The 22,727-nt window shown below is 72.2% G+C and carries 24 protein-coding genes; 17 read left to right on the forward strand and 7 right to left on the reverse strand.

Going from position 1 to position 22,727, the window contains the following annotated elements:
- Positions 1-282: 282 nt before the first annotated feature.
- Together ACFYY8_RS23185 and ACFYY8_RS23190 are read right to left on the reverse strand one after the other, a co-directional pair.
- A complete protein-coding gene (locus ACFYY8_RS23185; protein ID WP_390044089.1) occupies positions 283-471 on the reverse strand; it encodes a hypothetical protein in 189 nt (62 codons plus the stop codon).
- 25 nt (positions 472-496) lie between these two features.
- On the reverse strand, positions 497-898 hold the full coding sequence (locus ACFYY8_RS23190; protein ID WP_390044091.1) for a thiamine pyrophosphate-dependent enzyme: 402 nt from the start codon (positions 896-898) through the stop codon (positions 497-499).
- Here ACFYY8_RS23190 and ACFYY8_RS23195 point away from each other — a divergent pair.
- Entirely contained in the window at positions 888-2,165 is a 1,278-nt protein-coding gene (locus ACFYY8_RS23195) for an enolase C-terminal domain-like protein (RefSeq protein WP_390044093.1), read from the forward strand. The two genes, ACFYY8_RS23190 and ACFYY8_RS23195, sit on opposite strands and share 11 nt — an antisense overlap.
- A gap of 88 nt (positions 2,166-2,253) precedes the next feature.
- Positions 2,254-2,913 carry a YqjF family protein gene (locus tag ACFYY8_RS23200; protein ID WP_390044096.1) on the forward strand — a complete coding sequence of 220 codons (660 nt, stop codon included), beginning with the start codon at positions 2,254-2,256 and terminating at the stop codon, positions 2,911-2,913.
- Between the two features lie 6 nt (positions 2,914-2,919).
- On the opposite strand, the gene ACFYY8_RS23205 is transcribed toward ACFYY8_RS23200, so the two are convergent.
- Together ACFYY8_RS23205 and ACFYY8_RS23210 are read right to left on the reverse strand one after the other, a co-directional pair.
- Positions 2,920-4,173: a PP2C family protein-serine/threonine phosphatase gene (locus ACFYY8_RS23205; RefSeq protein ID WP_390044099.1), complete on the reverse strand. Its 1,254-nt coding sequence runs from the start codon at positions 4,171-4,173 to the stop codon at positions 2,920-2,922.
- 231 nt (positions 4,174-4,404) lie between these two features.
- Positions 4,405-5,022, reverse strand: a complete 618-nt coding sequence (locus ACFYY8_RS23210) for a TetR/AcrR family transcriptional regulator (RefSeq protein WP_390044101.1) — start codon at positions 5,020-5,022, stop codon at positions 4,405-4,407.
- A 79-nt stretch (positions 5,023-5,101) separates the two neighbouring features.
- Between ACFYY8_RS23210 and ACFYY8_RS23215 the strand changes: the two genes are divergently transcribed.
- Positions 5,102-5,857, forward strand: a complete 756-nt coding sequence (locus ACFYY8_RS23215; protein WP_390044103.1) for an SDR family oxidoreductase — start codon at positions 5,102-5,104, stop codon at positions 5,855-5,857.
- A 301-nt stretch (positions 5,858-6,158) separates the two neighbouring features.
- Here the strand turns inward: ACFYY8_RS23215 and ACFYY8_RS23220 are convergent, their stop codons facing one another.
- The 3 genes from ACFYY8_RS23220 to ACFYY8_RS23230 all read right to left on the reverse strand — a co-directional run bounded on the left by ACFYY8_RS23220 (position 6,159) and on the right by ACFYY8_RS23230 (position 8,446).
- Positions 6,159-6,575: a DUF2795 domain-containing protein gene (locus ACFYY8_RS23220; RefSeq protein ID WP_390044105.1), complete on the reverse strand. Its 417-nt coding sequence runs from the start codon at positions 6,573-6,575 to the stop codon at positions 6,159-6,161.
- A gap of 137 nt (positions 6,576-6,712) precedes the next feature.
- On the reverse strand, positions 6,713-7,915 hold the full coding sequence (locus ACFYY8_RS23225) for a cytochrome P450 (protein ID WP_390044107.1): 1,203 nt from the start codon (positions 7,913-7,915) through the stop codon (positions 6,713-6,715).
- A 42-nt stretch (positions 7,916-7,957) separates the two neighbouring features.
- Positions 7,958-8,446 carry a GbsR/MarR family transcriptional regulator gene (locus tag ACFYY8_RS23230; protein ID WP_390044109.1) on the reverse strand — a complete coding sequence of 163 codons (489 nt, stop codon included), beginning with the start codon at positions 8,444-8,446 and terminating at the stop codon, positions 7,958-7,960.
- Positions 8,447-8,953: 507 nt separating this feature from the next.
- On the opposite strand from ACFYY8_RS23230, the gene ACFYY8_RS23235 reads away from it, so the two are divergent.
- The 14 genes from ACFYY8_RS23235 to ACFYY8_RS23300 all read left to right on the forward strand — a co-directional run bounded on the left by ACFYY8_RS23235 (position 8,954) and on the right by ACFYY8_RS23300 (position 22,726).
- Complete coding sequence (locus ACFYY8_RS23235; protein ID WP_390044111.1) at positions 8,954-9,841, forward strand: hypothetical protein; 888 nt, start codon at positions 8,954-8,956, stop codon at positions 9,839-9,841.
- Positions 9,834-10,589, forward strand: coding sequence for a YqcI/YcgG family protein (locus ACFYY8_RS23240; RefSeq protein WP_390044113.1), 756 nt, complete (start codon positions 9,834-9,836; stop codon positions 10,587-10,589). The genes ACFYY8_RS23235 and ACFYY8_RS23240 overlap by 8 nt, the downstream gene beginning before the upstream one ends.
- Positions 10,574-11,692 (forward strand): GNAT family N-acetyltransferase, encoded by a 1,119-nt coding sequence (locus ACFYY8_RS23245; protein ID WP_390044115.1) that lies wholly within the window; start codon positions 10,574-10,576, stop codon positions 11,690-11,692. Before ACFYY8_RS23240 ends, ACFYY8_RS23245 begins: the two co-directional genes overlap by 16 nt.
- A gap of 65 nt (positions 11,693-11,757) precedes the next feature.
- Positions 11,758-12,285 (forward strand): thiamine pyrophosphate-binding protein, encoded by a 528-nt coding sequence (locus ACFYY8_RS23250; protein ID WP_390044117.1) that lies wholly within the window; start codon positions 11,758-11,760, stop codon positions 12,283-12,285.
- A 7-nt stretch (positions 12,286-12,292) separates the two neighbouring features.
- Positions 12,293-12,883, forward strand: coding sequence for a thiamine pyrophosphate-dependent enzyme (locus ACFYY8_RS23255; protein WP_390044119.1), 591 nt, complete (start codon positions 12,293-12,295; stop codon positions 12,881-12,883).
- Complete coding sequence (locus tag ACFYY8_RS23260) at positions 12,880-14,835, forward strand: alpha-hydroxy-acid oxidizing protein (RefSeq protein WP_390044121.1); 1,956 nt, start codon at positions 12,880-12,882, stop codon at positions 14,833-14,835. The genes ACFYY8_RS23255 and ACFYY8_RS23260 overlap by 4 nt, the downstream gene beginning before the upstream one ends.
- Positions 14,832-15,518, forward strand: coding sequence for a class I SAM-dependent methyltransferase (locus ACFYY8_RS23265; RefSeq protein WP_390044123.1), 687 nt, complete (start codon positions 14,832-14,834; stop codon positions 15,516-15,518). The genes ACFYY8_RS23260 and ACFYY8_RS23265 overlap by 4 nt, the downstream gene beginning before the upstream one ends.
- Positions 15,515-16,783 carry an MFS transporter gene (locus ACFYY8_RS23270; RefSeq protein WP_390044126.1) on the forward strand — a complete coding sequence of 423 codons (1,269 nt, stop codon included), beginning with the start codon at positions 15,515-15,517 and terminating at the stop codon, positions 16,781-16,783. Before ACFYY8_RS23265 ends, ACFYY8_RS23270 begins: the two co-directional genes overlap by 4 nt.
- Positions 16,780-17,616 carry a hypothetical protein gene (locus tag ACFYY8_RS23275; RefSeq protein WP_390044129.1) on the forward strand — a complete coding sequence of 279 codons (837 nt, stop codon included), beginning with the start codon at positions 16,780-16,782 and terminating at the stop codon, positions 17,614-17,616. The genes ACFYY8_RS23270 and ACFYY8_RS23275 overlap by 4 nt, the downstream gene beginning before the upstream one ends.
- On the forward strand, positions 17,613-18,452 hold the full coding sequence (locus ACFYY8_RS23280) for a nucleotidyltransferase family protein (RefSeq protein ID WP_390044131.1): 840 nt from the start codon (positions 17,613-17,615) through the stop codon (positions 18,450-18,452). The genes ACFYY8_RS23275 and ACFYY8_RS23280 overlap by 4 nt, the downstream gene beginning before the upstream one ends.
- A gap of 51 nt (positions 18,453-18,503) precedes the next feature.
- On the forward strand, positions 18,504-19,577 hold the full coding sequence (locus ACFYY8_RS23285) for an amidohydrolase family protein (protein WP_390044133.1): 1,074 nt from the start codon (positions 18,504-18,506) through the stop codon (positions 19,575-19,577).
- Positions 19,574-20,728: a hypothetical protein gene (locus ACFYY8_RS23290; protein WP_390044135.1), complete on the forward strand. Its 1,155-nt coding sequence runs from the start codon at positions 19,574-19,576 to the stop codon at positions 20,726-20,728. Before ACFYY8_RS23285 ends, ACFYY8_RS23290 begins: the two co-directional genes overlap by 4 nt.
- Complete coding sequence (locus ACFYY8_RS23295; protein ID WP_390044137.1) at positions 20,725-21,957, forward strand: acetyl-CoA carboxylase biotin carboxylase subunit family protein; 1,233 nt, start codon at positions 20,725-20,727, stop codon at positions 21,955-21,957. Before ACFYY8_RS23290 ends, ACFYY8_RS23295 begins: the two co-directional genes overlap by 4 nt.
- A 7-nt stretch (positions 21,958-21,964) precedes the next feature.
- Positions 21,965-22,726 carry an inositol monophosphatase family protein gene (locus ACFYY8_RS23300; protein ID WP_390044139.1) on the forward strand — a complete coding sequence of 254 codons (762 nt, stop codon included), beginning with the start codon at positions 21,965-21,967 and terminating at the stop codon, positions 22,724-22,726.
- Position 22,727 lies beyond the last annotated feature (1 nt).

The raw sequence follows: 22,727 nt of genomic DNA on the forward strand, positions 1-22,727 counted from the left end.
ATTCTGTGGCTGCGGTCGCCGGATGCCCCGATGATCTCCGGTGCCGCACTGCTGATTCTCGGCCGGTGATCGCGCTCCCGGTTCCTCCCGCCGGATGATCTCCCGCCTACCCTCCTGGGCGTAGGTCCTACGGCCGTCGTCTGACACGGCCGCGCCGCGCGTGCGCCGTCCGACCGACTTGGCCGATCGGCCGAACTCGAAGCGGGGCGACCGCCGCCGTGAGCGGTCGATGGACGGTGGACGAGCACCGCGAGGCCGGCAGGCGCATCCCGTTCGTACGGTTCACCCCGTGCGCCGGTTCCTGACCGATGTCACCGCCACCGCCGCCACCACGGCGGCGGCGCAGGCGGCGAGCGCCGTGGCGGTGGTGAGCAGGCGGACCGGCCGCGCGGGCTCCTCAGGACGCCGCGCCCAGCGGCGTTCGGGGAAAGCCCTCCCCGTCGTCGCCGCGAGGGCCGGAACGCGTGTCACGGGGCCGGGCGGACCGTCTGGGCGGTCATGACCTGAGCTCGCTGATCTTGTCGCGGGCGACGGTGGCGAGGGTGGCCGCCTTGTGCGGCTGACCTCGGAGGAAGGCCTCGGTGAAGTGCTTGGCCTGCTCGTAGCTCACCTTCCCCGGCATCGGCGGCTCGTTCGGGTTGACGTCCACGTCCACCAGGGCGGCGCCGGGGTGGGCGAGCGCCTCACGGACGGCGCCGGCCACCTCGCCGGGGGCGGTGGTCTTCGCGCCGTAGCCGCCGCAGCCCCGGGCCCAGGAGGAGAAGTCCGCCTCAGGCCGCCGGTGCCGCACCGCGTACTCCGGGTAGCCCAGGACGATCTGCTCCCAGAGGATCTGCCCGTAGACGTTGCAGCTCGGCGGCTGGGTCCACCGGGACGGCGTCCCCAGGGTGAAGCTCAAGACAGGGCGGGACAGGGACGTCCGTCCGGTACGGCGGGCACGTGAGGCGATCGGCGCGGAGGCGGAGCTGTACGTCGACGCCAACGGCGCCTACACCGCCAAGGAGGCGATCCGGCTCGCCGCCGAACCTGAGGAGTGGGACGTGCGCTGGTTCGAGGAGCCGGTCTCCTCCGACGACCTCTCCGGGCTGCGCCGGGTGCGCGAGGCCGTACGGGCCGGCGTAACACGGCGGGCTTCGCCGAATGAGAACCGCTCCCGGGGTAGTGGGAACGGCATGCACGAACTGCGTCACAGCGATCCGGCCGAACCCGGCATCACCCGCAGACGCCGCGGGCGCTCCTTCTCCTACGCCTACGCCGACGGGCGTCCGGTCAGGGACCGCGGGACGCTCGCCAGGATCAGGGCGCTCGCGCTGCCACCCGCCTGGCGGGAGGTGTGGATCTGCCGCGACGCGAAAGGCCACATCCAGGCCGTGGGCACCGACGCGGCCGGGCGGCGGCAGTACCGCTACCACGACGTCTGGCGTGAGGAGCAGGACCGGCTCAAGTTCGCCCGGGTCGCCGAGCTGGCGGAGAGGCTGCCGGACTTCCGCAAGAAGGTGCAGGCCGATCTCGACCAGCCGGGCCTGACACGCGAGCGGGTGCTGGCCGCCGCGGCCCGCATGCTCGACATCGGGCTGTTCCGGGTGGGCGGCGAGGCGTACGAGTCCTTCGGGCTGGCGACGATGCGGATGGAGCACGTGACCTGCTCACGCGGACGGGTCGCCTTCCGCTACCCGGCGAAGAGCGGCAGGCTGCGCGAGATCGAACTGGACGATCCGGACGTGTGCGAGGTCGTCACCGCGTTGCGCGGGACCGGCGCCAAGGGTGAACTGCTGCGCTACGAGGACGACGGCTCCTGGGTCGACGTCCGCAGCGACGACATCAACGCCTACCTGCGTGAACGCATGGAGACCGAGGTCAGCGCCAAGGACTTCCGCACCTGGCACGCCACGGTGTACGCCGCCGTCGGCCTGGCCGTCTCGCGGCGGGTCCGCAGCCGGGCCGGGCGCCGCAGGGCCGTCGCCCGTGTCATGCGGGAGGTCGCCGGGCACCTGGGCAACACCCCCGCGGTCGCCCGCGCCTCCTACGTCGACCCCCGCGTCGTCACCGCCTACGAGCGGGGCAGGACCATCCACCGGGCGCTGACCGACCTCGGCGAGGCCGACGGCCCGGCCACGCACGGCGCGGCGGAACGCGCGGTCATCGACCTTCTCAAACACCCCTGAACCGGCCCCTCCTGGGTAGCGATACAGGATGCGGACGACACAGCCTCCACAGGTCACCCGGCCGGTGATGTACCACGGGTGGTCCCAGATGACCTTCATCCACTGGCGCTACTCCCCCGCCCAGGTCCAGGCGCTGCTTCCCGGCTGGCTCACGGCCGAGGAGTTCGACGGCTCGGCGTGGGTCGGTCTGACGCCCTTCCTCATGGAGGACGTACGGGTGCCCGGGACACCGGCCCTGCCGTGGCTGTCGCGGTTCCCGGAGACGAACGTCCGCACCTACGTGCGGGACGCGCGGGGGCGCCGTGGCCTGTGGTTCCTGTCGCTGGACGCCGGACGGCTCCTTCCCGCCCTGGGCGGCAGGGCCGGTTACGGGCTGCCCTACCACTGGTCCGACATGTCCGTGCGCGTCGAGGGGGAACGGCGGGCCTACCGCTGCCGGCGCCGGCTGATCGGCCCCGCGGGCGCCCGATGCGACGCCGACGTGGAACTCGGCGCCCCGCTGCTCGACGCCGAGCGGGACGAACTCACCGACTTCCTCACCGAGCGCTACCGGCTGTTCACCGTCGTCGGAGGCAGGCCGGCCCACGCCGAGGTCGAGCACCGGCCGTGGCCGTTGCGCCGTGCCCGCCTGGTCCGTCTCGACCAGGACCTCCTGCGGGCCGGGGGCCTTCCCTCTCCCGAGGGTGATCCGCTCCTGCACGCCTCCTCGGGGGTGCGGGTCCGGGTGGGGATGTGGAACCTGTCCTGACGCCGCTCACGCGCGCTCACCGATCAGCGCGGAACGCAGCCCCTCCGGCCCGTCGTACCGTCGGCCCTCCGTACCGTGCCACTCGACGATCAGGACGGTGGCGTCGTCCTGCAGACGGCCGCCGTGGTAGTCCAGCACGGCGTGGATCAGGCGGCGCAGCGTCTCGGGCACCGGCAGGCCCGCGGCGTGGTGACGGATGACGAAGTCGATGAACCGTTGCAGCCCGAACTCCTGTGCGGTGCGGCCCCTGGCCTCGGTGATGCCGTCGGTGTACAGCAGCACCCGGTCCCCGGGTTCCAGTTGTTCCCGGCACGGGGTGACCGGCAGGTTCAGGTTCAGTCCCATGGGGTGGGCCGGGACGCACCGCAGGGTGGTGACCCAGCGACCGTGGCGGATCACCACCGGCGGGTGGTGACCGCGGTTGACCCAGCTGAACAGGCCGGTGGTCATGTCCAGGTCGGCCATGATCGCGGTGACGAACCGGGTGGTCCTGCCGAACTCGCCGATCAGCACACGCTCGATCTCCTCGCTGTTGTCCGCCAGCCCCATGCCCTGGCGGCGGTGGTTACGGCAGGCGGCGATCGCAAGGTTGGCGGTCAGCCCCGCCGAGGTGTCGTGCCCCATGGCGTCGAAGACGGCCAGATGCAGGGCCTCACCGGCGATGGCGTAGTCGAAGGCGTCCCCGCCGACCTCGTAGGCCGGTTCCATGACCGCGCTGACCGTGACCCGGCGGTTGGCGAAGGTGAGCGGCGGCATCAGGTTCCACTGCATCTCCGCGGCCACGTTCATCGGCCGGGTGCGCACCACTCGGGCGTAGGAGTCGCTGTGCTCGCGGTGACTGACCAGCAGCAGCGCCACCATCGAGGCCAGATGCCGCATGGCGTCCCGGTCCGCCTGGTCGTCCTCCGGCGGCCGGACGCGCAGCACGCCCAGCCGTCCCGTGCCGTCCAGCACCGGCACCCACCAGTGGTCCGCCCGCCCGTCGGCACCGGTCTTGGCCAGCGGGCGCACCTCCTGGAAGGCGCGCCCGGCCAGGGTGGCGTCGATGCGCAGTTCCTCCGGTTCCTCTCCGGCCTCCTCCGGCCCGGCCAGGGGCCGCAGCACCGTCTGCTGGAGGTCGGCCAGGTAGATCGCCACCTCCCGAAGTCCCGCGCGGGCGGCGTACTCGCTGACCAGGAACGGCAGGCGCTCCAGCTCCGCCAGGTGACTGGCCTCCAGCAGGCCGGTCAGCATCCCCGTGACATCTCGCGAGGAGGACATCGGCCACCCCCTGTCCGCATCGTGGCCGGCCGCGTCAGCCTGTGGCGCCTCCCCACCCCGAGCGACTTGTCGTTAACCATCACTAAAGACGGGATTCCCGGATTCCGGGGAACGCAACGTCGCCCTCGAAGGTCACACGCCTCCCCGAAAGGACTTCGGCCAGGCCTCGCGGAAAAGGGGCCGGGCCGAAAGAGCGGTGTCCACACCCGTGCACGGAGCACCGGCGGCCGCTCAGGGAGTCTCCGGCGGCGCCGGCCAGACTCCGATGGCGAGTTCGGCCACCGGGCGCAGGTCGGCGGCGGTCGCGCCGTCGGCCGCCTGTTGTGACAGGCCCTGAAGAGCGGCTCCGAAGTACCGGGCCAGAGCCCGGGTGTCGACGGAGTCCGGCAGTTCGCCCGCGCGGACGGCCTCGTCGAGACGGGCCGTGAAGACGGCGACGTTGGCGTTGCGGATGTCGCGGAGGAAGGCCTCGACGTCGGCGTCCCTCGGGTTGACGTTGGTCGCCGAGCGGATGATCAGGCAGCCCGCCGGGTGGGACGGGTCGGTGTAGGCCTCGGCGGCCTCGCGCAGGATGCGCGCGAAGGCGCCGCGGGCGGTGCGCTCCTCACGCAGGGCGACCCTCGCGAAGGTGGCGGGCGCCGCCCTCTGGTAGGCGACGACGGCCTCCTTGAACAGGGACTTCTTGTCGCCGAAGGCCGCGTAGAGGCTCGCGGGCCTGATGTTCATCGCCTCCGTCAGGTCGCTGACCGAGGTGGCCTCGTAGCCGCGGTCCCAGAACAGGCGGACGGCCTTGGCCAGCGCCTCGTCACGGTCGAAGGTGCGGGGGCGGCCCCGGCGGCTCTCGGTCATGGCACAAATTCTAGAGCACTCACTCAATAATCCGTGCTACCGTATTTTTTGAGCAATCACTCAACAAAGGAGTTTCGTCATGGGACGTCTCACGGACAAGGTCGCGCTGGTCACCGGGGGCAGCCGGGGTATCGGCCGGGCCGTCGCGCGACGGCTGGCGGGCGACGGGGCCACCGTCGTGCTGACCTACGCGCAGGACGACGCGGCGGCGGCGGAGACCGTCGGGAGCATCGAGAAGGACGGCGGACGGGCCTTCGCCCTCCGCTCCGAACTGGGCGAGCACGGCGACGCCGAGGCCATGTGGGCGGCCTTCGACGCCGTGACCGGCGACGCCCGGGTCGACATTCTGGTCAACAACGCCGGCATCGCGCGCAGCTCCGACCTCACCGCCCTTACCGAGGAGGAGTTCGACAGGGTGTTCGCGGTGAACGTCCGCGCGCCATTCTTCATCGTCCAGCACGCGCTGACCCGGCTCAACGACGGCGGCCGGATCATCAACGTCTCCAGCGGCGCGGCCCGGATAGCGTTGCCCGAGGTCATCGCCTACAGCTCCACCAAGGGCGCGCTGGACACCTTCACCCTCAACCTCGCCAAGATGCTCGGCCCGCGCGGGATCACGGTCAACTCGGTCGCGCCGGGGATCATCGACACCGACGTCAACGCGGGCTGGCTGCGCGCCGACCCCGAGGCCTGGGAGCGGGCCGCGGCTCTGTCGGCGCTCGGCCGGGTCGGCGCCCCCGAGGACGTCGCGGACGTCGTGGCCTTCCTCGCCTCCGACGACGCCCGCTGGGTGAGCGGCCGGGTCGTCGACGCCACGGGCGGCTCCGGTCTGTGAAGGGCATCGTTTGCTTGACCTGTTCGGAGGTAGAGCGCGGCCCTGTCGCGGGGAGGTTCTCGTGCGAGTCCGTCCTCGGAGGTGCCGTTGACCGTCCCTCGTCCAGCCGCCGTCCTGTTCGACCGTGCAGGATCACCGGCCCCTCGTGACGAGGCAGGGAGCGCCCAAGCTCGGCGCGGCGGTCACGGCTGGCGACCACGACCGTCACTCTCGGCCCGTCCGTCCCGCTCCTCTCCGGCGTCATGTCGCGCGTCTCCGGCGGGTCTCCCCTCGGCGGGCAGGGCGGGGCCGTGCCCGCCGGTCAGTCCCGCTGCTCCCTGCCGCCGAAACCGAGCGTGTCGGCGATCTCCTCGACGTTGGCGAAGGTCCGGTCGGGCAGCGCCCGCAGGGCGGAGAGCACGGGATCCGGCGCGGACTGCGCCTCGGCGCGGGCCAGCAGGGTCGCGCGGTCGGCGGGAAACGCGTGGGTGCCGCTGATCCAGCGGGCCAGGACGCTACGGCTGTCCACCTCCTCCGGGGTCATCTCCTCCGGGGAGCCCGGTTCGTGTCCGGGTGGCCGGGGTCCCGGGGCGAGATCCCTCTCACCGGGGGCGTCGAGGGGCTCCGGCTCCTTCCACTCCTCGACGCTGCTGTCCTCTCCTCCCTGGACGACGCCCTGAACCTCGTGTTTCTGCTCGTCGTCCAGCCGCGGACCGTGCTTGGTGCTTCCCCGTTCCATCTCTGGTCCCCCTTCCGATTCCGTACTCCTGCCCCTGCCCCGTATGCCGGCGGCTACCCACGGCCGGACCGTCGAATGGCGCGGCCGGGACAGGCGCCGCCCCCGGAGACGGGTCTCCGGGGGCGGCCGTACGGTGCCTATCCCTGGAGGAGCGGGAGGCGGCGCACTCCCGTCAGGGAGGGGGTGGGGATGAACAGCACGGGGTCGTCCGGGTCGGTCCGCAGGGTTTCGAAGCGGTCGAGCAGGATGTCCAGAGCGACCCGTCCCTCCAGCCTGGCCAGCGGCGCGCCCAGGCAGAAGTGGATGCCCCTGCCGAACCCGAGGTGCGGGTTGGGGTCGCGGCCCGGGTTGAAGACGTCGGGGTCGGGGAACTGGCGCGGGTCCCGGTTGGCCACCGCGAGCCAGACCATGACCATCTTGTCGGCCGGGATCGTCACGCCGCCCAGCTCGGCCTCCCGGGTGGTGGCGCGGCCGAGGAGGGCGAAGGGGGTCATGTACCGGATCGCCTCCTCGATGACAGCCGGGATCGAGGACCGGTCGGCGCGCACCCTGGCCTGCTGCTCGGGGAATGCGTCCAGGCACAGCACCGTGTTGCCGAGCAGCATCGTCGTGGTGATGTGTCCCGCGAGCAGCAGGATGATCGCGAAGTTGACCACCTGGTCGTCGGGCAGGCGTTCGCCGTCCACCTCGGCCTCGACCAGCCTGGTGAGCAGGTCGGCGCGCGGCTGCCGCCTGCGCTCGGCCGCGTGGGCGGCGAGGTAGGCGGACATCTCCCGCCACGGTTTCAACGTGGCCGCGACGTCCGCCTTACGCTCCTCCTCCGAGCGGTTGAGCGAGATCTCGGCGTCACGCTGGAACAGCGCGTCGGCCCACTGCTTGAACAGGGCGCGGTCGCCGCTGGGCACGCCGAGCAGCTCGGCGATGACGATGACCGGCAGCGGGTAGGCCAGGTCGCGCACGAGCTCGAAGCGGTCCTGCTCGCGCGCCGCGTCGAGCAGTTCACCGGTGAGGGCGGCGATCCTCGGTTCGAGGTCCGCCACGACCTTCCTGGTGAAGGCGTTGCTGACCAGCTTGCGCAGTTTGCCGTGCTCCGGCGGGTCGATCTGGGTGATGAAGCCGTCCAGCGAGAACTCCTCGCCGAACGACATCTCCTTGGGAATCACACGCATGGTGTCGGAGGAGTACGTCGCGGGGTCGCTGAAGACCTCGTGCGTCTCCTGGTAACCGTAGACGTTCCACAGCCCGGTTCGGCTGTCGAACTCGACCGCCGGGCCCGATCGGGGCCCGTGCAGCCAGAAGTGCTGTTTGGGGATGTCGTACCGTTCGACGATGCCTGACATCGCCTCTCCTTGGTTGAGGATCCCTCTGCCTGATGCGGTACGTCAGGACGTCTTCTCGCGGTACTCCTTCCAGCGCTCGACCATCCCGTCCGCGTCCTGCAGGACGAAGGCGTAGAAGTCCCGGGTCTCCTTCAGCCGGGCGCGCTGGTCCGGCCGGTCGTCGCCGACGATCGACAGTCCGAGATCGAGCGTGTCGAGACTCTGCCTGACGGCGACCAGCTGGGCCCGCACGATCTCGGCCCACTCGCCGCTGGCCGTCCGGTAGCGGTGCTCACGGGTGGCGGTCGGAACGCGCTCCACCATCCCGCTCAGCTCCAGCTGCCTGGCGACCGTGCTGACCGCGGTCTTGCTCACGCCCAGCTCCGCCGCCAGCTCGGTGAGGGACCTGTCGGGCGGGTCGCAGATCATGAGCCACGCGTGCAGGCGGCCCATCGTGCGCGTCCTGCCCAGCCGCTCCATGATCAGCCCCATGCGATCGACGAACTCGGTCTCCGAAGGGTCCACCAGCGCCAACTCCGCAATGAACGTCAAGTACGTACTTGACGAAACGTACGCCTCTTTCCGACCGAAGTGAAGGACCGCGCCCGCACTCCTGCCGGAACCCGCCGGGCCCATGAGTGACGTAGATCACACCCCACCCGCCGGCCATGTGACGGGCCGGGTCATGATCCGCGAAACCCCAGGTCCCACCCGCGAACGGAGACATCCGTCACACACGGAACGAGCCGGACCGGCCGGACCGGTGCCGTCAATCGCCCGTTCACGGTTGACGCGCTTTCTTGACATGTCGCATGCTCTTGAAGTCGAACATATTCACTCGCACCGGGGGCCGTTTTTCAGCCAGGCGTGCGGGACAGTGCTTTCCTTATAGCGGAACGGTTCTCGGGAAGAGTTCCCTCCGCGTTTCCGGAAAGATGACAAACGGACGCGCGACCCTCATTTCCCGCCCGTCCGGAAACACTGCACAACCTCTTGAAATTCTATTGAGCGTACGAGAGGTGAAAGGCCGTGGACTGGTCCCGTAATCTTGTGGTCGTCGTGAGTCCCGATTCCTTCATTCGCGGGCTCGGGCGCCGAATCGTGGACGACGTGCTGAACGCCGACTGCGAGGAGGTGGCGGCGCGGGTCGTCCAGCCGGGAAGTCTCCTGCTCGACGTCATCTACGACGACCTGGCCCTCAGGAGGATCCATTTCGGGACCTACCGGTACCGCGCGATCGACGCGCTGTACCGGCTCGGGCCCTCACTCGCGCTCCTGCTGACCGGCGGGCCCGACATCCACCGGCGCTTCACCGAGATGAAGGGTTCCGGGCCGCTCGAACGGGCGTCCGCCTCCTCGCTGCGGCTGCGCTACGGGGCGGTCAACACGATCCTCGGCCTGCTGCACGCCTCGGACAGCCCGCAGGAGGCCGAACTGGACTGGCGGACGTTCTTCGTCAGGGAGTGGGGCAACCTCGGCCGCGGCGAACTGCCGGAGAGCCACACCCAGCTCGCGACACCGGGGGCCCGCACCCTCGCCTCCCTGCTCGACAGACCGCCGGGAACCGGGGAGAACCGCGGCTTCCTGCAGGTGAGAGACCAGTTCAGAAGGGTCCTGATCGCCCACCTGTGGGAACTCGTACCGGACTCCGAGGCCGCCTCCGTGGCCCACGACCTCGCCGGGACGCCGGAGACCCCGCTCGACGACGAGCTCGTCGCCCGTGTCGCGAAGAGCCTGGACGGCTCCGCCGACCTGATCCTGCGCCGGGCCCTGGGCTCCACGTTCACCCCCGAGGGGCCGCCGCTGGACACCGACCGGCTGTGGACCGCGCTCGAGGGTTACGGCATCAGGGTCGACCCCTGGTCCAGGGCCGTCCTGGCGACGTCGCAGTACTTCCCGCCGGTGGCCTATCCCGACCCGGTCGCGGGCGGTGACGCGCGTGGGTGAGAGAGCCTCCGCGCGGATGTGGACGAGCGCCCAGGAACCGCCGGAGGACTCCCCCGAATGGGTCTCCCGGGAACGGCGGCGGATCCGTGACGCCCTGCTCTCCACCCATCCCTTTCCCTACCCCTGTCACTTCGGCGCCATCGGCGAAGCCGCGGGAAACAATTACTACACGTTCATGAACCTGCGCCGGGACTTCTCCGGCGAGGTGGCTGCCGTGGCCCGTGACCTCGTGCATTTCATCGGAATCCAGCGCGGTTCCCCCGAAGAGCGGCTTTCGTTCCTCCTCATGGTCGGCCCGCCGTCCGGCGAACGCGACTTCGCAGGGTACCGCGCCCTTTTCTGGAAGGTCCTTTCCGGCCTGCATTCGTCTGACAGGGGACCACGGCCCCCCGACGTTCCCGACGACCCCGACGACCCGAAATGGGATTTCAACTTCGACGGCGAACGGCTCTTCAGTTTCGGCATGTGCCCGGCCTACGGCCCCCGGCGCAGCCGGGCCCTGGGGCAGTGCCTCCTCATCGCGATGCAGTCCCGGAGCGTCTTCGGGAACATCGGCGGTTCGACGGCGGCGGGGCGCGCGGCCAAGCGGCGCATCCGCCGGAGCCTGTCCCGGTACGAGGACGTTCCGCTGCTCTCGGACTCCGGGGACGGCCTGGGGTCGACGGCCGAGAAGTGGAAGCAGTACTTCCCCGAGATCGACGGACGCCCGCTGACCGGCGGGTGCCCCATCCGATGGGAGCGGCGTTGAGGACCGGGGACGGGGCACGGCTCGTCGTCGACGAGGTCCTGCCGCCGCACTGGCCCGACCTGACCTTCCTGACCTCGCCCGCGTGGCTGGAGATGATGGGGGACAGACCGCCGGGCCGGGGCCACTACTTCCGGCTCGTGCGCGACGGCGTCACCCTCGCCGCGACCACGGGATACCTGATCGAGGACCCGGACTGCTACGAGTCGTTCAACCTCCACGAGCTGATGTGGCGTGATCCGCCCGTCTTCCCCGACCAGCGGCGCCCGCCCGGCAAGGCCCCGGAACGGTCGCTGTGCTTCCCGTTCCTCGCGATCGTGCAGCCCGGCTACGACGCCGACGTGGTCAGCTCCGGCGGCCCCTCGCCTGAGCGGGTCGTCGACCTGCTGGCCGCCGTCACGGCGTGGGCGCGGGACGCCGGGGCGGTCTGCGCGGCGGTGCTGTACGCGGCGGGTCCCGCGCTGTGCTCGGCGCTTTCGGCCTCCCCCGCGTGGTCGCGGATACCCGGCACGGTGCGGTCGGTCCTCGACGTGCCGCGGGGCGGGTTCGACGAGTACGTCGCCAGGCTCCCCAAGACCAGCCGCCAGAAGGTGCGGTGGGACCTTCGCGACCTCGCCCGCGCCGGGGTGCGCACCGCCCCGGCGCCCGCGGACGTCCCCGGCGCGGCGGAGATCCGCCTGCGGATGAACCTCGTCGGGAAGTACGGCGGGTACAGCACCCCGGAGACCGAGTGGTCCAGGCTGGAGCGGCTCACCTCGCTCTTCCCGCCGGAGCGCCTCCGGCTGTTCCACAGCCGCTCCGCCGACGAAGAACTGCTGGCGTTCAGCCTGTTCATCCGGTACGGCGAGCAGTGGCACGTGTTCTGGTGCGGTTTCGACTACGAGAACCCGGCCTGCCGCAGGACCTACTTCGACGTGATGTTCTACACCCCGGTCCGTGCCGCGCGGGAGGAGGGGGTACGGACGATCGACTACGGGCTGGGCTACGAGCGGAGCAAGAAGTGGCGGGGATGCCACGGGGCGAGGCGGGACATCTGGGTCACCGACCTCGGCGAAGGACTCACCCCGTGGATCGAACGTGCCGCGCACCCGGACGGCCCGCCCTGAGAACCGCCCCGGCAGCACCCCCCCCCGACAGCACAGCGAGCGTACGGCGAACTGGAGACGCAGACTTGGATGTCATTGCCGCGCGAGAAACCGAGCGAACTCCCGTGCTGGCCGACGAGGTCTTCGCGGCCGGATACGACTTCATCACCGGCGTGCCCGACTCCCACCTCGCGGGCTTCCTGAGCGGGCTGGCGGAACACCCCCGCGCCGCCGACCGCTACCTGCCCGGGACGCGGGAGGACAACTGCGTCGCGCTCGCGGCGGGCGCGTACCTGGCGGGCGCGACACCCCTGGTGTTCATGAAGAGCGCCGGCCTCGGGACCTGCGTCGACGCGCTGACCAGCCTGGCGCTCGTCTACCGAGTCCCTCTGGTGCTGATGGTCTCCTGGGCCGGGCACGACGACCGGGACGTCCCCCATCACACCGTCATCGGCCGGCCCGCCCCCGCCGTGCTGGACGCGCTGGGCATCCCCGTACTGCGCTGCCGGCTGGCCGACCCGGCGCGGGTGGCGGAGCGGTTGCGCGCGGCCCTGCGCACCGCGCACTCCTCCCGCGTCCCCGTCGCCGTCCTGTGCGCGCCGGAAGGGGTGTGAGCGGCGGATGCTGACCAGAGGCGAGGCGCTCACCCGCGTCGCACGAGCGGCCGACGCGGCGAACGCGGCGGTCTTCACCGGCAACGGGCTCATCCCTCGCGCGCTGTACGCGCTCTCCGACCGGGAGGAGAACTTCTACATGATGGGCAGCATGGGGCTCGCCTTCCCCATGGCCGTCGGGTTCTCGAAGCTGTCCGGGACGGTGGCCTTCGCCGTCGAGGGCGACGGGAACACCCTCATGGGGCTGTCGGCTGCGCCGCTGGCCGCGGCCGCCACCGGCCCCCTGGTCCACGTGGTGCTGGACAACGGGATGTACGAGAGCACCGGCGGGCAGGGGTCGCCGGCGCCCCGGTTCTCCTTCGTCAAGATGGCCGAGGCCTGCGGGTACTCGACGGCCGTCTCCGTGGCCGAGGGCGACGCGCTCTCCCTGGCGCTGTCCGCTGCGGTCGGCGGGGGGCACGTCGGCCTGGTCCACGTTCTCGTCGCGACGGACGGCGGCCCGCCTCCGCCCCGGGTCCCCTTTCACCCGGCCGAGATCACCGAGAGGTTCATCGCGCGGTTCCGTGAAGACGTTTCCCGGCAGGAGACAGCCCAATGAACGAGTTGCGCATCGGCATAGGCGTGCACAGCCCCATCACCGCGTTACTCGCGGAGGAGGCCGGGGCCGACGTCCTGTGGCTCGGCAGCCTTGAGATGTCCGCCAGCCGCGGCGTCCCGGACCGCGAGGTTTTGGAGGTCACCGAGGTGGCCGCCATCGTCCGCTCGGTGCGGGCCGTGACATCCCTGCCGATCTACGTCGACGCCGACACCGGCAGGGGCAGCGACGAGGTCGCCGTGCTCGCGACCAAGCTCTACGAGGACGCGGGCGCCACCGCCATCTGCGTCGAGGACAACGTCTTCCCCAAGCGGAACTCCCTCGACGACCGGTTCAGCGGCCGGGAGCTGCTGAGCGCCGAGGCGTTCGCCGAGCGGATCTCCGCCATGGTGGCCGCCCGCCGTTCCATCCAGGTCATCGCCAGGACCGAGGCCCTGGTCGCCGGGCACGGGGCCGACGTGGCGGTGCGGCGGCTACGGCGCTACGCCGCGGCGGGCGCGGACGCCCTGTTCGCGCAGGCCAACCGGGCCAGCGCCGACCAGCTGCTCCCCGTCGTCGAGCGGATCGCCCCGCTGCGACCCATGGTGCTCGCTCCCACCGTGCTGCCCGGGGTGGACGCCGAGTCCTTCGCCGAGCACGGCCCGGTGACCGTGATCTTCGCCAACGTCGTCATCCGCAACCTGGTGGCGCAGACCTCCCGGGTGCTGCGCGACCTGATGGCCTCACGGCGTCTGGAGAACGTCCTTCCCGACCTCGCCGGGGTCGAGCGGCTGTTCGAGCTGGCCGAGCACGGCCACGCGGCCGACCCGCCGCCCGCGTCCGGCGTCCCCGTTCCAGAGCCCCGCCCCCGGGTCGAGGAGCGCGCGGCCCGCCCCTCCGACGTCGAGACGGCCAGGGTCAGGATGACCGAGGCGGCCTTCGACTACTGCGCGGGCGGCGCCGGGGACGAGTCGGGGATGCGGCGCAACGTCGAGCGCCTGGACGCCCTGACGCTCACACCGCGCGTGCTGCGGGACGTCTCCGCCCGCAGCACCCTGACCGAGTTGCTGGGCACCCCGCTCTCCGCGCCGCTCCTGGTCACCCCGATGGGCCTGCAGGCCCTGTGCCACCCCCTGGCCGAGGTGGCCACGGCCGCCGCCGCGCACTCCCTGGGGCTCGGCTTCACCCTGTCCATGTTCAGCTCCCGGCCGGTCGAGGAGGTGGCCGAGGCCGCCCCTGGCCGGCTGTGGCAGCAGGTGTACCTGCTGCGGGAACGCGAGGTGAGCTGGTCCCTGGTGGACCGGGCCGAGCAGGCGGGCGCCAGGGCGGTGGTGTGCACCGTGGACGTCCCGCTGGTCGGCCGCCGGAGCCGCGACGCCCGCAACGGGTTCCGGCGGTTCGACACGGCGCCGCCCGCGATCGTCCAGGACCCGTGCTTCGTCGACCTGCTCGCCCACCGGCGGCGCCGGGACCCCTCCCTGACCCCCGCCGGTCTGGTCACCGAGCTGTTCCCGGATCCGGCCGTTTCCTGGGCGGACCTCGCGGAGTTACGCTCCCGCACCCGGCTCCCGCTCGTCGTCAAGGGCGTCCTGCACCCCCAGGACGCCCGGCGGGCCGTGGACGCCGGCGCGGACGCGATCCAGGTGTCCACGCACGGCGGCCGTCAGTCCGACCGGCACGTGGCCGCGGTGGACGCGCTGCCCGGCGTCGTGGCGGCGGTCGGCGACCGGGTGCCCGTGCTGTTCGACTCCGGGGTGCGCACCGGGGCGCACGTGGCGACCGTGCTGGCGCTCGGCGCGCGGGCCGTCCTGGTGGGCCGTCCCGTGCTGTGGGGGCTGGCGGCGGACGGCCAGGAGGGGGTGGAGGGAGTCCTGCGCTCCCTCACCGAGGAACTCGACCACACGATGGCCCTCCTCGGCGCCCCCGCCGTCGACGGCCTCGACCGGGAGCTGATCGGGGTGCGGGAGTGGGCGTGAACCAGGGACAGACGGACAGCACCACGGCCCACCGGCACTGGGACCAGGTGTGGCGCACCGGCGACGGGCGCGCCGACTGGTCGACCGTCGACCCCTGGGTCGCCGGCACCGTCGGCCTGCTGCGTGAACGGCGGGCACGGACGGTGCTCGACCTGGCCTGCGGGGTCGGCAGGCACGCGGTGTTCCTGGCCCGGTCCGGCTTCCGCTGCTGGGCCGTCGACGCCAGCCCGACCGCGATCGAGCACACGCGCGCGGCGGCCGAGCAGGCCGGGGTCGACGTGGATCTGCGGATCGGCCAGATGAACCGGCTCCCCTACCCCGACGGCCACTTCGACTACGTGCTGGCCTACAACGCGATCTACCACGGAGACCCGGAGGCGGTGCGGGCGACCGTCCAGGAGATCCACCGGGTGCTGCGGCCCGGCGGGCTCTACCAGGTGACGATGCTGTCGCGCCGCAACCGGGGCTACGGTCAGGGCGTCGAGGTCGCGGAGGGGACCTTCGTACGGCCCGACGCCGACGACGACAAGGTGCACCCGCACTTCTACTGCGACGCCGCCGGGCTGGTCACGCTGAACCGGCCCGCCGAACCCCTGTCGATCCACGACGCGGAGCACTCGGCTCCGGGGTCCTTCCACTGGCACTGCCTGTTCGAGACGCCCGCGGGGCCGGAGCGCGGATGACCAGGGAGCCCAGGACCACCCTGCTGTCGCGGATGGCGGACCGGCCGCAGCTGCGGCCCTTCCGGATCCGGGATTTCAGGTACCTGTGGGCCGGGTTCGCGGTCTCGCTGCTCGGGGACGGCATGATGTTCGTCGCGCTGCCGTGGCTGGTGCTCTCCATGAGCAACACCGCGACGGCGCTGGCGTCCATCGGGGTGGTGATGGCCCTGGCGGCGCTGCCCGCCGCGCTGCTCGCCGGGGCGCTCGTGAACCGTCTCGGCGCCCGGCGGGTGATGCTGGCCGGTGACCTCTGCCGGGCGGTCACGCTGGCGGCCCTCGGCCTGCTGGGCATGGCCGACCTCCTCACCGGCTGGTGGCTTCTCTGCGGGCTTGCCCTGTTCTCCGCCGCCGAGGCCGTCTTCGTCCCGGCCTTCGCGACGATGGTGCAGTCCCTGGTCCCCCCCGAGCACCTGGTGGGCGCCAACTCGGCCGACCAGGCCATCCGGCCCCTGATGTGGCGGCTGGTCGGCCCGGTGGTCGGCGGCGCCCTGGTGGCGAACTACAGCGCGGACTGGGTGCTCCTGCTGGACGCGGGCACCTTCGTCGTCTCGTTCCTGTTCCTGCTGCGGGTCGGCACCGAGCGAAGCCCCGGTCCCGGGGACGGCGCGAACCTGCTGGCCGACAGCCTCGGCGGCTGGCGCTACGCGTGGAGGCACCGCTGGCTGCTCTACGCCTTCTCCGCGGGCGCGGTCGCGGTCGTCTGCGTCATGGGGCCGTGGAACGTGCTCGTCCCCTACGTCCTGCGCAACGAGATCGGCGGCGGTGCCGAGATGTACGGCCTCGTCCTGGCCGTCGGCGGGGTCGGCCAGGTCGCGGGCGCCCTCCTCGTCGGAGGCAGGCCGCTCGACAGGCGGACGCTGACGTTGCTCTACCTCGCGTGGGGGGTGATGGCGGGCGGCCTGGCGGGGTTCGCCGTCCACTCGTCGCCGTGGCCCGCGCTGGCCGGCAGTTTCGTGATCAACGCGGCGCTCGCCGTCTCGACGGTCCTGTGGGGGGCGCTGTTGCAGAGCGCCGTGCCACGGGACCAGGTGGCGCGCGTGTTCGGCATCGACTGGGCCCTGTCCCAGGTGCTGGTGCCCATCTCGTACTCCGTCGCGGGGGCGCTCGCGGACACGACGTCCACGCGTACGGCCCTGCTGGTGGCCGCGCTGGGCGGCCTGGTCTGCGTCCCGGCGATGCTGATCGTCAAGTCGGCCCGGCGGATGCCGGAGGTGAGGGGTGTATGAACGACACACTCGTTGAGGCGCTGGCACGGCGTTTCCCCTGGCCGGACGGCTGCGGCGTGGTGCTGGCCGGTTCCACGGCCGAGGGCGTGGCCATGCGCGGCTCCAACGTCAACGTGCTGGTGGTGGACGCGCCGTACGGCTGGGCGCCGCCCGATGACGGTACGCCGTGCGTGGTGCGGCCGATGAGCCTGTGCCTGAACCACATCTACTCCTCCGACCCGGTGATCAGCCTTGAGGTGCTGCGTCCGCTGGACGGCCTGGCCGAGCTCGCGGCCGGGATGTCCCGCGTCGGGGACCCGGACACCCCGGATCTGGAGCTGCCCGTCCTCGACGTGCTGGAGATCAGGCTCCTGTCCCGGCTCCGGGGCGGCCTGGTCCTGCACGGGGACGAGACGGTCGAACGCTGGCGGAAGCGGATGGAGCTGGGGTGGCTGCCCGCGTTCCACTGCGCCACCACGTACCTGACCGCGCTCCACTTCCATCGCAAGGCCGCGACCGCCCGGGCCGACGGGCTGCCGCTCGACGCCTCGGTCCAGTTGCGCCTGGCGGTCGAGCACCTGCTCGTCAGCGCCCTGGCCGCCGACGACCGTGTGCTGCACGAGGTCAAGAACCTCGGCAGGCACCTCACCGCGGACCTGTCGGCCGCCGTGGACAGGCCCCGGCTGCTCGTGGAGGCCGACGCCCTGCTGCGCCGGGACATGACGGCCGTACCCGAGCTCTTCGCACGGATCGAGGAGCTGGCGGCGGGCCTGCTGGACTGGCTGCCCGGCACGGAGCACGGCGCGACCGCGGCCCGCTACCTGCGCGGTCAGGGGCTCGGGGGGCGGCCGTGACCACACAAACCTCCTACGTCCCCGCGCTTCCGCCCGTGGTCCGCCAGGTCGTGGACGGCCTCGCCGGCTCGCCCGCGGTCCGCTCCGTCCGGATCGCGGGCTCACGGGCCCGCGGCAGGCCGACCGGGCCGGACAGCGACTGGGACATCCTCGTCTACGTCGACGAGGTGCCCTCCGAGGCGGAGTTGCGCCGCCTGCTGCCCGGTCTCCCCTCGGGGAGCGAGCCGGTCGAGCTCGTCACCGCCAACCTCGGCCACCCGTTCCAGGAGTCGGAGTTCTCGGTGCCGGTCTCCCCCAGGATCGACGTCTGCCTGCGCCCGCTGGCGAACCTGGAGGCCGAGCGGGAACGGGCGGACAGGGGGGCCTTCCTCGTCCACTCCTACCCCAAGATCCACAGCGGTGTGCCGTCCTACATCCTGCTGAGCGAGGCCGCGCTCTCGGTCTCCGTGCACGGCGAGGTCGGGCGGCCCCCCTGCCCCGTCGCGCTGCGGGACAACGCCGCCGCCTGGTGGCGCGGGCGCGCGGCGTGCTGCCTGCTGCTGGCGACCGACCACGTCAGGGCGGGAGAGACGATCGGCGCCCTGGGGCACGTACTCGCCGCCGCCACCTCCCTCGCGCACGCGCGGCTCATCGGCCGGGGGTACTGGTACCCCATCACGAAACGCCTGCTCGACGAACCGGGCGCGCTGCCCGACGGCGCCCGCCGCGGCCTCTCGGACCTGTCCGCCGGCCTGATGACCGCGGCCTCGGTGGACAGGATCGCCGGGGACATGGCCCTCGACCCGGAGGACGGGCTCGAATGGCTGGCCCAGGGCCGGCACATGGGAGTCGAGTGAGGCCCGCGAGAAGCACATCGACGACCCGCGACCACAGAAGCTGGAGATCTCGTGCCCGACGCCGGACTGTACGACTGCGACACGCACTTCACCGACCACCTTCCCGAGATCTGGGAGGACATCGGGTTCACCGCCGCCGAACGCCCCGAGGTGGTCGTCGAGGCGGGGGTGACACGGCTCCGGCTCGGAGACCGTGTCTTCCCCAAGCCGAGCGGCCACGGGCACGGCAACCCCAAGGGCCTGGGCCACCTCATCGGGCCGGGCCAGGACGAGGACAGGGCCGCCTTCACCGACGAACACGGCATCGCCGCGGCCGTCCTCCAGCCCGGGTTCGTCGGCCTGTCGGTGCAGGCCGTCGAGGACGAACAGACGCGCCTGCGCCTGCTCGACGGGTACAACCGGCTGGCCTCGCGGGCCTGCGCCCGGTCCCGCCTGACCCTGAAGTGGGCCTTCCTCGCCTCCGCCGAGGACCCGAAGTGGAGCGAGGAGGCGCTGCGGGGGTACGCCGACGACCCGCACCTGGTCGCCGTCGTGGTACGGCCGACCGCCCGCACCGCCACGGCGCGGCTGAACTCCCCGGACCTCACCCCGCTGCTCGGCACGGCGGCGCGGCTGCGGCTCCCGCTGGCCGTGCACGGCGGAACCGGCTGTCACCAGTGGTCGCCGCTGGCGGACGCCTACGACGACTACGCGATGACCCACGCCTTCGGGCACATGGGCGAGCAGATGATCGCGCTGGCCGACCTGGTCACCCGCCCCGACGGGCTGCCCGACGGCCTGCGGGTGGTCATGCTGGAGTCCGGCATCGCCTGGATTCCCAGCGTGCTCGGACGGCTCGCGAGCCACACCAGGCGGCTGGCGGGGGACGTGCCGGACCCGGTCGAGACCTTCCGCGAGCACTTCGCCGTGGTGCCCGACCCCGGGGAGGAACACGTGCTGTGGGCCGCGCGTCAGCTCGGCGCGGAGAGCATCCTGTTCGGCTCGGACTACCCCCACTGGGACACCGTGGAGTCCGGCGGCTGGCTGGCGAAGTTCTCGGACCTCTGCCCTCCCGACCTGCTGGCCGCCAACACCTCGCGGTTCGTCCCGCGCCTGGTCGGGCCGGCGACGGGTGACCCGCGATGACGCCCCCGCCTCTCGTCCCCGTCGGGGACCGCCCCGTCCGTGTCCTGGTGGCCGGTTGCGGCGACCTCTCCGTGCGGGTGCTGCACGGGCTGGCGAACGCGCCGTCCCCCCGTCGTCTCGCGATCCTCGGACGCGACGGGGAGGCGGTCGTCCGCACGGCCAACATGGTGGCGCTCTCGGCCGCCCAGCTGGGCAGGCACTGGCCGGTCGAGCCCCTGGTGGCGGACCTGGACGACACCGCGCGCACGGCGGAGGCCCTGGCCGGGTTCGCCCCGGACATCGTGTTCGCCGCGGCCAGCCTGCAGTCCTGGCACGTGCTCTCCGAACTGCCCCGGGACCGTTTCGCCCGTGTCGGCGCCGCCCGTTTCGGCCCCTGGCTCCCGATGCACCTGTCCCCGGTGCTCAGCCTCATGAGAGCCGTACGGCTCGCGGGCAGTCCGGCGGTCGTGGTCAACGCGGCCTACCCCGACGCCGTGCACCCGGCGCTCGCCGGGGTGGGGCTGAGCCCCCACCTGGGCATCGGCAACGTGGCCAACTCGGTCCCCGCGCTGCGGGCCATCGCGGCCGGACACCTCGGCTGCCCGCCGGACGAGGTGCGGCCGCGTTTCGTGGCGCACCACTTCGTCGGGCACCGGCTCTCCCGGACCGGGGACGGCGGCGGCGCCGCCTACCACCTGACGTTCTGGCGGGACGGCGTCGACGTCACGGCGGCGCTGCCTCCCGAGGACGTCATGTTCGCCCTGATGCGTACGGAGTACCGCCGTACCGGAGGCCGGGAGGGGCAGGTCATGACCGCGGCGTCGGCCCTGAGCGTGCTGGAGCCCCTGGCCACCGGCACCGGCGCCGAGGTGCACGCCCCCGGCTGGGCGGGCCTGCCCGGCGGCTACCCGGTCAGGATCACCCCGGACGGCACGGAGCTCGACCTGCCGCCCCGGCTGTCGGAGAAGGAGGCCGTGGAGATCAACCTCGACGGCCAGCGTCACGACGGAATCGCCCGGATAGGGACCGACGGCCTGGTGGAGTTCACCGAGGAGTCGACGGAGATCATGCGGGCGGAGCTCGGATACCACTGCAAGCAGCTCGCGCTCGACGACGCCGGGCAGGCCGCGGCGGAGCTCGCCGCCCGATACGCGGAGTACAGCCGACGATGAGCGATGAGCCGGTACAGACCCTCGTCCTCGACCACATCGGTTACCGGTACTACCGGGACGCCGACGGCCGTGCCTTCCTGCCCGCGTCCCGCAACCGCGTCCGGCTCGTCACCGACATCCGCAAGCTGGACCAGGCCCGCGGCGACGAACTCGCGGGCGTCGTCGGCGTCCCGCGCGGTGACGAGACCCTCCTTGAGGCCGCCGCGCACTTCCTGGACGGCGTCTCGGAGCGCCCGACCCAGCGGATCGTCGCCATCAGCGAGGGCCTGCTGCTGACCGCCGCCAGGATGCGGGACCGGCTGGGCGTGCCCGGCCCGACGGAACACCAGGTCCTGGGGTACCGGGACAAGGTGATCATGAAGGAGCGGCTTCGGGAGCGCGGGGTGCGCGTCCCCGACTTCGCCCCCTTCACCGAGGCGAACGCCCTGGAACTGCTGCGCAGGCACGGCGCCCTGGTGGCCAAGCCACGGCGCGGTGAGAGCTCCGCCGGCATCGTCTTCCTCGACGACGCCGAGGACGTCCGCCGGTTCGCCGCCACGACCTCCAAGGAGGAGCTGGCCCGTTACGAGGTGGAGGAACGCGTCGACGGGCGGCTGTTCCACATCGACAGCGTCGTCCGTGACGGGGTGCCGCTCGCCGCGGTGGCCGGGCGGAGCGTGGAGGAGACGACGTCCTACCGCCGCCTGGAGGCGTTCCGCGACGTGGCGGTGGGGCCGGGCGCGACCCTCGACCGGCTGCTCGCCTTCAACCGCCGGGTCCTCGCCTGCTACCCCGACTTCAGCGGCGTCACCCACCATGAGGTCTTCCTCACGGAGGGCTCCGGGGGCGAGGTCTGTTTCTGTGAGATCGGCGGCCGCGCGGGCGGCGGCGGCATCATCCCGGGTTTCCGGTCCCGGACCGGTGTCAACCTCGACGAGGTCGTCATCCGCTCCCAGCTCGGGCTGGAGGTTCCCCGGCCCCCTGACCCGGCCCCGCACCTGACCGGTTACGCGCTGGTCTACGCCCCCGCCGGACGGCTCGGCACGGACCTGACGCCCCCGGCCGAGGACTGGATCATCGACACCCAGCTGCGCTTCCAGGTCGGCGACGTCATGCCGCGGCCTGCGGCGTGGAACCAGGCGGCCGTGACGGTGACCGTACGCGGCGAGACGGAGGCGCAGGTCCAGGCCCGGCTCGACGAGGTGATCGAGCTGACGCTGAGGCGGCTGCGCGGCCAGGAGCGGAGGTGAGACGGCGTTGGACATCGAGAGGCTCGCTCTCGCCGTGGCCCGGCGCGCGGCGGCGGAGATCGAGGACACCGCGCGGGAGACCTACCGGGTCACGCGCAAGAGCACCGAGCAGGACCTGCTGACCGAGGCGGACCTGAGATCGGAGTCGGTCATCATGGACCTGCTGCGCACGGCCCGGCCGGACGACGCGGTCCTGGCCGAGGAGTCCGGCTACCAGGCCGGGCGTTCCGGGGTCACCTGGATCGTCGATCCGCTCGACGGCACCGCCAACTTCGTGCGGGCCTCGCCCCACTACGCGGTGAGCGTCGCGGCGGTCTCCGGCGAGCGCTGGCTGGCCTCCGTCATCGTCCGGCCCGCCGACGGGCAGTGGATGGCGACGCTCGACGGTTCGCTCGACGGCAGCTTCACCCGGTCGCCGGGGCCCGCGGAGCGGCACGTCCGGGTCGCCGTGGCGCTGCCGTACGGGACCGAGGAGCTCAAGGAGGCCCACGGCATCCTCCGGCTCGTCGGCAGGCGTTACCAGGTGGTGCGGACCGGTTCGGCGGCCTGTGACCTGCTGAGGGTGGCGGCCAGGACCTTGGACGCCCACATCGCGGTCGCCCTCCCGTGGTGGGACACGGCGGCGGGACACGGCCTGGTCCGCGCGGGCGGCGGCACCGTGACACGCGGCCGGTCGCTGCGGCGCACACGGATCGACATCGCCGGGGAACCGGCCGTGGTGCGCGCGCTGCTCGGCCTCCTGACCGAGCACCGCCACGTGGTGGGGTGAC

Origin of the sequence: Streptosporangium sp. NPDC001559 (genome assembly GCF_042893955.1) — a bacterium.
In the GTDB taxonomy this organism is placed as follows: domain Bacteria; phylum Actinomycetota; class Actinomycetes; order Streptosporangiales; family Streptosporangiaceae; genus Streptosporangium.

Coding starts and splice junctions, on each gene's coding strand:
- ACFYY8_RS23200 (WP_390044096.1), top strand. CDS start 2,254: ATGACCTTCATCCACTGGCGCTACTCCCCCGCCCAGGTCCAGGCGCTG.
- ACFYY8_RS23220 (WP_390044105.1), bottom strand. CDS start 6,575: ATGGAACGGGGAAGCACCAAGCACGGTCCGCGGCTGGACGACGAGCAG.
- ACFYY8_RS23290 (WP_390044135.1), top strand. CDS start 19,574: ATGACGCCCCCGCCTCTCGTCCCCGTCGGGGACCGCCCCGTCCGTGTC.
- ACFYY8_RS23215 (WP_390044103.1), top strand. CDS start 5,102: ATGGGACGTCTCACGGACAAGGTCGCGCTGGTCACCGGGGGCAGCCGG.
- ACFYY8_RS23255 (WP_390044119.1), top strand. CDS start 12,293: ATGCTGACCAGAGGCGAGGCGCTCACCCGCGTCGCACGAGCGGCCGAC.
- ACFYY8_RS23205 (WP_390044099.1), bottom strand. CDS start 4,173: ATGTCCTCCTCGCGAGATGTCACGGGGATGCTGACCGGCCTGCTGGAG.
- ACFYY8_RS23245 (WP_390044115.1), top strand. CDS start 10,574: ATGGGAGCGGCGTTGAGGACCGGGGACGGGGCACGGCTCGTCGTCGAC.
- ACFYY8_RS23210 (WP_390044101.1), bottom strand. CDS start 5,022: ATGACCGAGAGCCGCCGGGGCCGCCCCCGCACCTTCGACCGTGACGAG.
- ACFYY8_RS23270 (WP_390044126.1), top strand. CDS start 15,515: ATGACCAGGGAGCCCAGGACCACCCTGCTGTCGCGGATGGCGGACCGG.
- ACFYY8_RS23295 (WP_390044137.1), top strand. CDS start 20,725: ATGAGCGATGAGCCGGTACAGACCCTCGTCCTCGACCACATCGGTTAC.
- ACFYY8_RS23275 (WP_390044129.1), top strand. CDS start 16,780: ATGAACGACACACTCGTTGAGGCGCTGGCACGGCGTTTCCCCTGGCCG.
- ACFYY8_RS23225 (WP_390044107.1), bottom strand. CDS start 7,915: ATGTCAGGCATCGTCGAACGGTACGACATCCCCAAACAGCACTTCTGG.
- ACFYY8_RS23260 (WP_390044121.1), top strand. CDS start 12,880: ATGAACGAGTTGCGCATCGGCATAGGCGTGCACAGCCCCATCACCGCG.